The sequence below is a fragment of the Anaeromyxobacter sp. PSR-1 genome (assembly GCF_000964525.1).
Taxonomy (GTDB): Bacteria; Myxococcota; Myxococcia; order Myxococcales; family Anaeromyxobacteraceae; genus Anaeromyxobacter.
In genome coordinates this window covers 1-10,759 of record NZ_BAZG01000150.1, presented here as the reverse complement: position 1 = coordinate 10,759, position 10,759 = coordinate 1, and the positions used below count along the sequence as shown (strand labels likewise).

12 protein-coding genes are annotated in these 10,759 nt (G+C 75.8%); 10 read left to right on the top strand and 2 right to left on the bottom strand.

Annotation, left to right across the window (positions count from 1 at the left end; all coding sequences use genetic code 11):
• The first annotated feature begins 108 nt into the window (after positions 1-108).
• Positions 109-3,009, top strand: coding sequence for an excinuclease ABC subunit UvrA (gene uvrA, locus PSR1_RS17720; protein WP_059438777.1), 2,901 nt, complete (start codon positions 109-111; stop codon positions 3,007-3,009).
• 29 nt (positions 3,010-3,038) lie between these two features.
• Here uvrA and PSR1_RS17715 read toward each other — a convergent pair whose 3' ends face one another.
• Together PSR1_RS17715 and PSR1_RS17710 are read right to left on the bottom strand one after the other, a co-directional pair.
• On the bottom strand, positions 3,039-3,581 hold the full coding sequence (locus PSR1_RS17715) for a carbonic anhydrase (RefSeq protein WP_059438776.1): 543 nt from the start codon (positions 3,579-3,581) through the stop codon (positions 3,039-3,041).
• A 140-nt stretch (positions 3,582-3,721) separates the two neighbouring features.
• Complete coding sequence (locus PSR1_RS17710) at positions 3,722-3,976, bottom strand: hypothetical protein (protein WP_059438775.1); 255 nt, start codon at positions 3,974-3,976, stop codon at positions 3,722-3,724.
• Between the two features lie 157 nt (positions 3,977-4,133).
• Between PSR1_RS17710 and PSR1_RS17705 the strand changes: the two genes are divergently transcribed.
• The 9 genes from PSR1_RS17705 (at position 4,134) to PSR1_RS17665 (ending at position 10,585) form a co-directional block, all read left to right on the top strand.
• Positions 4,134-5,339, top strand: coding sequence for a hypothetical protein (locus tag PSR1_RS17705; RefSeq protein WP_059438774.1), 1,206 nt, complete (start codon positions 4,134-4,136; stop codon positions 5,337-5,339).
• 70 nt (positions 5,340-5,409) lie between these two features.
• The gene (locus PSR1_RS17700; protein ID WP_059438773.1) at positions 5,410-5,832 is read left to right on the top strand and encodes an NUDIX hydrolase; all 423 of its coding nucleotides are present in this window, start codon (positions 5,410-5,412) and stop codon (positions 5,830-5,832) included.
• Positions 5,829-6,383, top strand: a complete 555-nt coding sequence (amrA, locus tag PSR1_RS17695) for an AmmeMemoRadiSam system protein A (protein WP_059438772.1) — start codon at positions 5,829-5,831, stop codon at positions 6,381-6,383. Before PSR1_RS17700 ends, amrA begins: the two co-directional genes overlap by 4 nt.
• Positions 6,380-7,435 carry an RIP metalloprotease gene (locus PSR1_RS17690; RefSeq protein ID WP_059438771.1) on the top strand — a complete coding sequence of 352 codons (1,056 nt, stop codon included), beginning with the start codon at positions 6,380-6,382 and terminating at the stop codon, positions 7,433-7,435. Before amrA ends, PSR1_RS17690 begins: the two co-directional genes overlap by 4 nt.
• Before the next feature lie 31 nt (positions 7,436-7,466).
• Positions 7,467-8,120: a molybdenum cofactor biosynthesis protein MoaE gene (locus PSR1_RS17685; RefSeq protein WP_059438770.1), complete on the top strand. Its 654-nt coding sequence runs from the start codon at positions 7,467-7,469 to the stop codon at positions 8,118-8,120.
• A gap of 76 nt (positions 8,121-8,196) precedes the next feature.
• On the top strand, positions 8,197-8,556 hold the full coding sequence (locus PSR1_RS17680) for a response regulator (RefSeq protein ID WP_059438769.1): 360 nt from the start codon (positions 8,197-8,199) through the stop codon (positions 8,554-8,556).
• On the top strand, positions 8,553-9,506 hold the full coding sequence (locus tag PSR1_RS17675) for an HD-GYP domain-containing protein (RefSeq protein WP_059438768.1): 954 nt from the start codon (positions 8,553-8,555) through the stop codon (positions 9,504-9,506). Before PSR1_RS17680 ends, PSR1_RS17675 begins: the two co-directional genes overlap by 4 nt.
• A gap of 29 nt (positions 9,507-9,535) precedes the next feature.
• The gene (locus tag PSR1_RS17670) at positions 9,536-10,165 is read left to right on the top strand and encodes an HAD family hydrolase (protein ID WP_059438767.1); all 630 of its coding nucleotides are present in this window, start codon (positions 9,536-9,538) and stop codon (positions 10,163-10,165) included.
• 108 nt (positions 10,166-10,273) lie between these two features.
• On the top strand, positions 10,274-10,585 hold the full coding sequence (locus tag PSR1_RS17665) for a hypothetical protein (RefSeq protein ID WP_059438766.1): 312 nt from the start codon (positions 10,274-10,276) through the stop codon (positions 10,583-10,585).
• Positions 10,586-10,759: the final 174 nt, after the last annotated feature.

The window sequence follows — 10,759 nt, the reverse complement described above, 5'->3', positions numbered from 1 at the left end:
ACATGGGCCAGTCGGTGCTATCACCTTCGCGGGAAACGCGGAAGGCGCGCCGCCGGGCGGCCAGCGGCGCTGGCCAATGTCGGAATCCTCCGTTAAGTAGACCGCTTCATGAGCGAGCCCGAGTTCATCACCGTCAAGGGGGCGCGCGAGCACAACCTGAAGTCGGTCACGTTCGAGATCCCCAAGAAGAAGCTGGTGGTCTTCACGGGCGTCTCCGGATCCGGCAAGTCCTCGCTCGCCTTCGACACCCTCTACGCCGAGGGCCAGCGCCGCTACGTCGAGTCGCTCTCGTCCTACGCCCGGCAGTTCCTCGGGCAGATGGAGAAGCCGAAGTACGACACCCTCCGCGGGCTCTCGCCGACCATCTCCATCGAGCAGAAGGCGGCCTCGAACAACCCGCGGTCCACCGTCGGCACCATCACCGAGGTCCACGACTACCTGCGCGTGCTGTACGCCTCCATCGGCGTGCAGCACTGCCCGGGCTGCGGCCGGCAGGTGGGCAAGCAGACCGCGCAGCAGATCGTGGAGACGGTGCTGGCGATGCCGGAGGGCGCGCGCATCCTGGTGCTCGCGCCGCTGGTGCAGAACCGCAAGGGCGAGTACCGCGACCTGTTCACCGACCTCGCCAAGCGCGGGTTCTCGCGCGTGCGCGTGGACGGGATGATCCACCAGCTCACCGACCGGCTCGCGCTCGACAAGAAGCTGAAGCACGACATCGAGCTGGTGGTGGATCGCCTGGTGGTGAAGGAGGGCATCCGCCCGCGCCTCACCGACTCGGTGGAGACCGCGCTCCGCGAGGGCAAGGGCACGCTGGTGGTGGCCGACGCCGACAAGGAGCAGAAGGTCGGGCCCGGCGATCCGGAGGAGTACAAGCGGCACGACCGCTTCTTCTCCGAGCTGAACGCCTGCCACGCCTGCGGCCTCAGCTTCGGCGAGCTCACGCCGCCCGGGTTCTCGTTCAACTCCCCCATCGGCTTCTGCACCGACTGCCAGGGCCTGGGCACGCGCCCGGAGATGGACCCGGACCTCATCGTCCCGGACCCGTCGCTCACCATCCGCGAGGGCGCGGTGGAGCCCTGGGCGAGCGGGATGGAGCGCGGCGAGGGCTGGACGTTCGAGTTCGTCGAGCACCTGTCGCGCGCGCTGAAGCTCGACCTCGACACGCCCTGGTCCAAGCTGCCGAAGAAGGACCGCGACGTGATCATGCTCGGGACGGAGGCCGCCGGGAACGGCCGGTACCGGCTCGAGTGGGAGGGCGTGGTCAACCAGCTCTACCGGCGCTTCAAGGCCACCGGCTCGGAGGCGATGCGGCGCTGGTACATGCGCTTCTTCTCCGACAAGCCGTGCCCGACCTGCGGCGGCGAGCGGCTCAAGCCGGAGAGCCGGGCGGTGCGGATCCGCGGCCGCGGCATCGTGGAGCTGTCGCACCTCACCATCGCCGAGGCGCACGCGTGGCTCTCCGCGCTCGACCTCGCCGGCAACGAGGCGCGCATCGCCGACGAGCTGCTGAAGGAGATCCGCAACCGGCTCAAGTTCCTGCTCGACGTGGGCCTCGGCTACCTCACGCTCGACCGCCCCGGCCCGTCGCTCTCCGGCGGCGAGAGCCAGCGCATCCGGCTCGCCTCGCAGATGGGGTCGGAGCTCACCGGCGTCATCTACATCCTCGACGAGCCGTCGATCGGCCTGCACCAGCGCGACAACGGCAAGCTCCTCGCCACGCTCAAGCGGCTCCGCGACGTGGGCAACTCCGTCATCGTGGTGGAGCACGACGAGGAGACGATGGAGGAGGCCGACTGGATCGTGGACTTCGGCCCGGGCGCCGGGGCGCACGGCGGCGAGGTGGTGGCCGAGGGCACGCCCGAGCAGGTGAAGCGCAACCCGCGCTCGCTCACCGGCGCGTACCTGTCCGGCCGGGCGGAGATCGCCCTCCCCGAGCGACGCCGCGCCGGGGACCACGGCGCCATCACCATCTTCGGCGCGCGCGAGCACAACCTGAAGGACGTGACCGCCAGCTTCCCGCTGGGCCGCTTCGTGGCCGTGACCGGCGTGTCCGGCGCGGGCAAGTCCACGCTGGTGAACCGCATCCTGCGCCCGGCGCTCATGCGCCACCACTACGGTACGCGCGAGGCACCCGGCGCCCACGAGCGGCTGGAGGGCGCGGCGCTGGTGGACAAGGTCATCGACATCAACCAGCAGCCCATCGGCCGCACCCCGCGGTCGAACCCGGCCACCTACACCAAGCTCTTCGACCACATCCGCGAGGTGTTCGCCCAGACGCCCGAGGCGCGCGCGTTCGGCTACCAGCCCGGGCGCTTCAGCTTCAACGTGAAGGGCGGGCGCTGCGAGGCGTGCCAGGGCGACGGCATGAAGCTCGTCGAGATGCACTTCCTCGCCGACGTGCTGGTGCCGTGCGAGGTGTGCGGCGGCAAGCGCTTCAACGACGCCACCCTCCGGGTCACGTTCAAGGGCAAGAACGTCGCCGAGGTGCTCGACCTCTCGGTCACCGAGGCGACCGCGCTGTTCCAGAACCACAAGGAGATCGCCCGCATCCTCCGGACGCTCGAGGACGTCGGGCTCGGCTACCTGAAGCTGGGCCAGCCCTCCACCACCCTCTCCGGCGGCGAGGCGCAGCGCATCAAGCTGTCGCGCGAGCTGGCGCGCGTGGGCACCGGGCGGACGCTCTACGTGCTCGACGAGCCCACCACCGGCCTGCACTTCGAGGACGTGAAGCGGCTCCTCCACGTGCTCGACCGGCTGGTGGACGCCGGGAACAGCGTGATCGTCATCGAGCACAACCTCGACGTCATCAAGTACGCGGACTGGGTCATCGACCTCGGGCCGGAGGGCGGCGACGAGGGCGGCCGGATCATCGCCGAGGGGACGCCGGAGGAGGTCGCGCGGGCGCGCGGCAGCCACACCGGCCAGTACCTGGCGAAGGTGCTCGCGGCCCACGCCGCCCGCCGCCGCGCGGCGCCGCCCCGCGCGGCCGAGCGCTCCGCGGCGGTGTAGCCCGCGCGCGGGGCGTCGGGGACCGAGCGCTACCCAAACACGTGCTCGTACCCGCGCTCGATCACCTCGAGCGCGCCGGTGCGGATGTCCATCAGCGCGGCGTGCACGGGGATGTGGCGCGGGAGGAACGGCGACTCGCGGATGGCGCGCACCGTCTCGCGGGCGCCCTCGCGGACGTCCGGCACCAGGCCGAAGAAGGCGCCCGGGTCCTGCGGGATGTCCGCGTCGGCCACGCCGCGGGCGCGCATCACGCGGCGCAGCTCGGTGGCGCCGACGCTGGCGACGCCGCAGTCGGTGTGCGGGATGACCAGGATCTCCTGGCAGTCGTTCACGTACACGGACGCGGCCAGCGCCCGCATCAGCTCGGAGCCGGGCGCGATGCGCGCGCCGGGCACGCGGAGCGCCACCGCGTGGCCGCGCTCGACGCCGAGCGCGCTGCCGAAGAAGTGCGTCAGCCGCGGGTCCACGCAGGTGACGATGCACAGGTGCCGGTGGGCGATGTAGCTGCCGGGGTCCTTGCCCGGGCCAGCCACCCTCCGGTTGTCCTCCAGGATCTCGTCGAGCAGTGCCAAGGGGCTCCTCTCTGACCTCGCCCGGGGCCGGGGCGGGCCGGACAGGTTAGAGCGCCTGCCCGCCGGCGACAACCCACCGGAACGCGAAGGGCCGCCCCGTTCCCGAGGCGGCCCCATCGATGCTGCGCTGCGGCGAAGACCTAGCTCTTCTTGGTCTCGTCCTTCTTCTCGGCGGCCTTCTTGGCGGCGCAGTGCGGGCACTGGCAGCTCGGGCCGCACTTGCACTCCTTGCCCTCGCCGGCGCACGGACAGCCCACCTTGGCGTCCTTCTTGTCGCCCTTGTCCGCCTGCGCGGCCTTGTGCATCGGGCAGTTCTTGCAGTCGTCGCACGCGAGCACCGGCTGCGCGGCGAACACGGCGAAGGCGGCAGCGGCCGCGAGGAGCATCCGGATCATGGTCGTCTCCAACGGTGTGGACGGCCGCGGGCGGCCGGCGTGAAGCGCGAAGCCTAGGAACCGGTGCGCCGGCGTGTCAAGCGAAGGACCGCCGCACCCGGGGCGGCCGGGGGACGCCGGGTGGACCCGCCCCGGTATGGCCGCTAGATTCCCCGGCGTGACGACCATCGACCCCGAACGGCTGCTGGCCATGCTCCGCGACCCGAACGTGGAGAGCCAGGAGATCGCGGCGCTCGTCGGCGCGCCGCGCGAGGAGGTGGGCCGCGCCGCCCGGCTGGTGCTCGGGCTCGCCCGCGCGAAGCCGGAGGAGATCGCGACCCTCCCGGCCCCGCTGGCGCTGGCGCTGTCGCACGCCGCGCTCGTGGCGCCCCGTGCCGACGTGCTGGCGGCGCTCGCCGGCCACGCGTCCCGCGACGTCGCCAAGGAGGCGAAGCGCGGGCTGCACCTCCTGCGCGCACGCGGGGTGCAGGTGCCGGAGCCGCCGCGGCCCGCGCCGCCCGCCGCCGCACCCGCGCCGGCGGAGCCGGCCCCGCCCGCCTACGCCTCGGCGGTGGACGGCCGCGGCGAGCGCGCCGTCTGGCTCTCGCGCGCCGTGCCGGGCAAGGGCATCGAGGTGGGCCAGGCGGTGATCTCCGACGAGCGCGGCCTGGTGGAGCTGCAGGTTGCGCTGCTCGGGCGCAAGGAGTGGCGCGCGTTCGCCCGCGGCATCCTCGACCGCGGCGCCGCCATGGGCGTGGGCGAGCTCGAGCGCGCCCGCGCGCACGCGCTGGTGGCCGAGGCCCGCGCGCGCAACGAGGTGACCGGCCAGCGCGTGCCCGAGGGCGCCGACCTGTGGCTGGCGCAGCTCGGGCCCGCCGCGCCGCTCCCGGATCCGGCCGCGCGCTTCCCGGCGCTCCCCGGCGCGGAGGAGGCCGCCGCGCTGGAGGCCTCCGGCGCGCTCCACGACCTGCCGCTCCTGCGCGGCTGGTTCGCCGAGGAGGGCTACCTGCGCGAGGTCGCGGCGCGGCTCGACGAGGTGTCGGTCTCGCCGCTCTACCTCGACGAGCGGCAGCGCGCCGAGCAGCTGGCGCGCGTCCTGGACGAGGCCGTCGCCCGCTACCTCGAGCCGCCGCGGCGCACGCTGCTGGCGGGCCGCCTCTACTCGGTGGCCGAGCACCTCGACGCCGCCGGCGACGCCGCGAACGCCCGCGCCGCCGCCGCGGCCGCGCGCGCGCTGGTGGCGGGCACGCCGGCGGGCGAGATCCCGTTCGCCCGGCGGCTCCTCGAGAAGGCGTTCCCGCCCGCGGCGCCGGCCGCCCCCGGCCCGGACGCCGGCGCGGTCCCGCCCGGCGAGGGCTCGCCGCTCATCGTGGCGCCGCGGTGAACCGCCGCGCCGAAATGCCCGGCCCCCCTCGCGAATTGACCCACGGGGCGGCCTGCGCTACCTCTGCACCGTGCCGCCCCCCGCCGGTCCGTCCGCCACCGTCGACGTGGTGATCCTCCTGCCCGGGGACCGGGTGGTGATGGTGCGCCGCAAGTACCCGCCGCCCGGCTGGGCGCTGCCGGGCGGCTTCGTGGACGCCGGCGAGACGCTCGAGGCGGCCGCGATCCGCGAGGCGCGCGAGGAGACCGGCCTCGAGGTGACGCTCGAGGACCTGGTCTACGTGTACTCGGACCCCCGCCGCGACCCCCGCCGCCACACGCTCTCGGCGGTGTTCGTCGGGCGCGCCGCAGGCGAGCCGGCCGGCGCCGACGACGCGGAGGAGGCGCGGGCCTTCTCCTGGGACGCGCTGCCCTCGCCCATCGCCTTCGATCACGCCGAGATCCTCGCCGACGCCCGGCGCCTGCTGCTCACCGGCGCGCGCCGCCGCCCATGACCCCGCTCTCCGCCACCGACCGCGCCGCCCTGCTCGGCATCGCCCGCGGCGCGATCCTCGCCCACCTCGGCCTGGCCCCGCCGCGCCCGCTGCCCGAGGAGGGCGCGCTGGGCGAGCCGCGCGGCGCGTTCGTCACGCTCCAGGTGGACGGGGAGCTGCGCGGCTGCATCGGCACCTTCCAGCCCGCGGGCAGCCTCGCCGCCACCGTGGCCGCCATGGCGGTCGCCGCCGCCCACGAGGACCCGCGCTTCGCGCCGCTCGCGGCCGGCGAGATCGCCCGGCTCACCGTGTCGGTGTCGGCCCTGGGCACGCCCCGGCGCATGGCCGACCCGGGCGAGCTGCAGGTCGGCCGGCACGGCCTGCTGGTGAAGCAGGGCTGGCACCGCGGCGCGCTCCTCCCCAGGGTGGCGGTCGAGCACGGCTGGGACGCCGCCACCTTCCTGAAGCACGTGTGCCTGAAGGCCGGCCTCCCCGCGCGCGCCTGGCAGGAGCCGGACGCCGAGGTCGAGCTGTTCGAGGCCGACGAGTTCGGCGAGGAGCCCACGCATTGACGACCGCCGTCGCCGTGATCGCCGCCATCCTGGCGGTGTCGCTGCTCATCGTGGTGCACGAGGCCGGGCACTACCTGGCCGCCCGCCGCTCCGGCATGCGGGTCGAGCGCTTCAGCGTCGGGTTCGGCCCGGTGGTGCTCTCCTTCCGCCGCGGCGAGACCGAGTTCGCGATCTCGGCGCTGCCGCTGGGCGGCTACGTGCGCATCGCCGGCATGGCGCCGGGCGAGGACGTGGACCCGGCCGACCGCGGCGCCTACGCGAACCAGCCGGCCTGGCGGCGCTTCGTGGTGATCCTGGCCGGGCCCGCCATGAACTACCTGGCCGCGGTGCTGATCGCGGCGGCGCTGCTCGCGAGCGTGGGGCTGCGCAGCCCCGACGCCTCGGCGCGGGTGGGCGCGCTCGTGCCGGGGAAGCCGGCCGAGGTGGCCGGGCTGCGCCCCGGCGACCGGATCGCCGCGGTGGACGGGCAGCCGGTCGAGACCTGGACCGACCTCGTCGGCCAGCTCCAGCGCCACCCCGGCCAGCGCATCGTGCTCGACGTGGAGCGAGGCGAGGGCGCGGCGGCGGCGCGCCTGGCGCTGCCCATCACCCCGGAGGACGACGACGGCGTGGGCCGGGTCGGCTTCCGCCAGCACGACGTGCTGGTACGGCGCGGCGCGCTCGGCGCGCTCGCCGACGGCTTCTCGCGCACCAACGCCCAGCTCGGCGGCCAGCTCGCCGCGTTCGGCCAGGCGTTCTCCGGCCGGCAGAAGGCGGAGCTGTCCGGCCCGGTGGGCATCGCGCAGGAGCTGGTGCGCGGCGCGCACGAGGGCGTGGAGCGCTTCTTCACCCTGGTCTGGACCATCTCGGTGGCGCTGGCGCTGCTGAACCTGTTCCCCATCCCGGCGCTCGACGGCGGGCGCCTGGTGTTCCTGGCCTACGAGATCGTCACGCGGCGGCGGGTGAACGCGCGGGTGGAGAACGCGCTGCACCTCATCGGCTTCGTCGCGCTCGTGGGGCTCCTCCTCGCGGTCACCGTGTTCGGCGACCTGGCCCGCCTGCGCGGGCGCTGAACCGGCCCGCCCGGCGCGCTACGCTCCTGCCATGCCCGTCCACGTCCTCTACTTCGCCGGCGCCCGCGACGCGGCCGGCACCTCGCGCGAGACGCTCGCCGAGGCCCCCGCCACCGTGGCCGACCTGCGCCGCGCGCTCGCCGCGGCGCACCCGGCGCTCGCCCGGATCCTGCCGCGCTGCCGCATCTCGGTGGACCAGGCGTTCGCCGAGGACGGCGACGCCATCCGCGACGGCGCCGAGGTGGCGCTCATCCCGCCGGTGGCGGGCGGCGCGCCGCCGTTCGCCGTGGTGGACCGCCCGCTCGCGCTGGCCGAGGTGGTGGACGCGGTCTCCGGCCCGGGGCTGGGCGGCATCGTGACGTTCACCGGCACGGTGCGGGACGCGACCCGCGGCCGCCGCGTGCTGCGCCTCGAGTACGAGGCCTACCCGGGCATGGCGGAGCGGAAGCTCGCCGAGATCGGCGAGGCGGTGGGACGCGAGCACGGGGTGCGGGTGGCCATCGTGCACCGCGTGGGGGTGCTCACGCCCGGCGAGGCGGCGGTGGTCATCGCCTGCGCCGCCCCGCACCGCACCCCGGCGTTCCGGGCCTGCGAGGCCTGCATCGAGCGGCTGAAGCAGGACGTCCCGATCTGGAAGCGCGAGGTGTACGAGGACGGGTCGGAGTGGGTGGGCCTGGGCCCGTGAGGCGCCCACCGGGCGCCCGCCCGCACCGCGGCCGCGCCCGGCCGGCGTGCTATCCTCCCCGCTCCGGGGGCGGCGCGTGAAGGTCCTCATCGCAGACGACGACCGGCTGATCCGGACCCTGGTCGCCGACCTGCTCGCCGAGCTCGGTCACGAGGTGGTCGCGGCCGGGAGCGGGCCGGAGGCGGTGGAGCTGGCGGCCCGCGAGGCGCCCGACCTGCTCGTCCTCGACTTCCTCATGCCGCGGCTCTCCGGGCTGGACGCGCTCCGCGCCATCCGCGAGGCCGGCTCGCGCGCCCCCGCCGTGCTCCTGACCGCCATCAGCGGCCGGAGCGTCCGCGGGGTGGAGGGCGCCGACGCGGCCGAGGTGGTGCTGGAGAAGCCGGTGACGCGCCGGGCGCTGGCGCGCGCGCTGGAGCGGGCGGTGCGGGCGCGATGAGGGTGTTCCGGACCCTGTTCCTCTCGATGCTGGCGGCCAGCGCGCTGCCCACCGCCGTGCTCGCCGTCGTGCTGGTCCGCGACCGCGGCGGGCTGGACGCGGCGCCGGCCGCGGCGGTGCTCGCGTCGGCCGCGCTCTCGGCGGCCCTCTCGGCCTGGGTGGCGCGCCGGTTCACCGAGCCGATCCGCGCCAGCGTGCAGGGCGCGCTGGAGATCGCGCGCGGCCGCTTCGGCCGGCAGGTCGCGGTGCGGAGCCGCGACGAGCTGGGCGACCTCGCGCACGCGTTCAACCACATGTCGCGCGAGCTGGCCGGCTACGACGCGGAGAACCGGCGGCTGGTGGCGGCGCTCGAGCGCGGCTACCTCGACACCATCCGCAGCCTGGCCTCCGCCATCGACGCGAAGGACCCGTACACCCGCGGCCACTCGCAGCGGGTCGCCGAGCTGGCGGTCGAGATCGGCCGCGAGCTGGGGCTCGGCGCGCCGGCGCTGCTCGCGCTCGAGTACGGGGGCGTGCTGCACGACGTGGGCAAGATCGGCATCCCCGACCACGTGCTCGCGAAGCCGGTGCCGCTCACGCCCGAGGAGATGGCGCTCATGCGCGAGCACCCGCGCATCGGGGCGGACATCGTGGGCGGGGTCGAGTTCCTGCGCGAGGCGCTCCCCGCCATCCGCTGCCACCACGAGCGCTGGGACGGCGCCGGCTACCCCGACCGGCTGGCGGGCGGCGACATCCCGCTCGCGGCGCGCATCGTGAACGCGGCCGACACCTGGGACGCCTGCACCTCCGACCGGCCGTACCAGGCGGCGCTCGGGCCGGCGGCGGCGGCGGCGGTGCTGGCGGAGCTGCGCGGGGCGCAGCTCGATCCGGCGGTGCACGACGCGCTCGTCGCGGTGCTCCGGCGCCGCGGCGCGCTCCCGCCCGCGGGCCGCGCCGAGAGCGCGGCGTGAGCGCGGCGCGGGTGTAGACTCCCCCCGCCATGCCGCGCCTCGCCATCCTCGACCTCGACGGCACGCTGGTCGACTCGCTCGACGACCTCGCCGCCTCGGTGAACCACGCGCTCGCCACCGTGGGCCTGCCGCCCCGCACCCGCGACGAGATCCGCGGCTTCGTGGGCGAGGGCGCGCGACTGCTGCTCGAGCGGGCGCTCGGATCCCACGCCGAGCGGCTCGAGCCGGCGCTCGCGGCCTGGCGCGCGCACTACGAGGTCCACTGCCTCGACGCGACCCGCCCGTACCCCGGCCTCGCCGCGGCGCTCGCCGGGGCCGGCCGCACGCTCGCGGTGCACACGAACAAGCCGGGCGCCATGGCCCGCCGGATCCTCGACGGGCTCGGGCTGCTGGGCCGCTTCGCCGTGGTGGTGGGCGGCGACGAGGCGCCGCGCAAGCCGGATCCCGAGGGCATCCGCATCATCCAGTCGCGGGTGGGCGCCACCGACGCCGAGACCGTGTTCGTTGGGGACAGCCCGGTGGACGTCGCGACGGCCCGCGCCGCCGGCGTGCAGATGGTCGCGGTGGGCTGGGGCCTGCGCAGCCGCGCCGCGCTCCTGGATGCGGGCGCGACGGTGCTGGTGGAGAGCGCCGCGGAGCTGGTCCCGTGGCTCGCGTGAGGGCGCCGGGCAAGGCCGCGGCGCGGGCGCGCGGCGGCGCCGCCCGGACCGCGCGGCGGGGCTCCGAAAAACTCGCCGCGCGGGCGCGGGCGTGCTACCCGGACTCCCATGCTGAAGCTCGTGCTGAAGCTCGCCGTCGCCGGCGCCGCGCTGGCCGCGGTGTGGGCGTTCGTGCCGTTCGGCGGGCGGACGCTGGGCGACCGCTGGAAGGCCGCCCGGACCCCGTCGGAGTTCGTGGACCGGACCTGGGCCGAGATGAAGGGCACGGCGCCCGCGAAGCCGCCGGCCGCGCGCCCGCCGGCGCAGGCCCGGCAGCAGCCCGGCCGCGGCGGCGCCCCGGCGCGGCCGACCGAGGGCCACACCGAGGCGGACCGCCGGGCGCTCGACCGCATCGTGGCCGAGCACCTCGACGGACGCTGAGGTCCCCTCCCCGCCGCCCGCGCGAGCGTCGCGCCGGACGACCCGCCGCCCGCCCGCCCGGCGCTGGCCCGGGTTCGCGCCCTGACACGCGGGTGCGCCTTCTTGCGCACCTCCTCGCCGCCGCCCCACCTTGGATCGGGAGCCCGCGCTCCGCGGGCGGAGGTGGCCATGTCC

What these genes read in the sequence shown, in the direction of transcription:
- uvrA (WP_059438777.1), top strand. Translation starts at nt 109, where the DNA reads ATGAGCGAGCCCGAGTTCATCACCGTCAAGGGGGCGCGCGAGCACAAC.
- PSR1_RS17710 (WP_059438775.1), bottom strand. Translation starts at nt 3,976, where the DNA reads ATGATCCGGATGCTCCTCGCGGCCGCTGCCGCCTTCGCCGTGTTCGCC.
- amrA (WP_059438772.1), top strand. Translation starts at nt 5,829, where the DNA reads ATGACCCCGCTCTCCGCCACCGACCGCGCCGCCCTGCTCGGCATCGCC.
- PSR1_RS17685 (WP_059438770.1), top strand. Translation starts at nt 7,467, where the DNA reads ATGCCCGTCCACGTCCTCTACTTCGCCGGCGCCCGCGACGCGGCCGGC.
- PSR1_RS17675 (WP_059438768.1), top strand. Translation starts at nt 8,553, where the DNA reads ATGAGGGTGTTCCGGACCCTGTTCCTCTCGATGCTGGCGGCCAGCGCG.
- PSR1_RS17670 (WP_059438767.1), top strand. Translation starts at nt 9,536, where the DNA reads ATGCCGCGCCTCGCCATCCTCGACCTCGACGGCACGCTGGTCGACTCG.
- PSR1_RS17665 (WP_059438766.1), top strand. Translation starts at nt 10,274, where the DNA reads ATGCTGAAGCTCGTGCTGAAGCTCGCCGTCGCCGGCGCCGCGCTGGCC.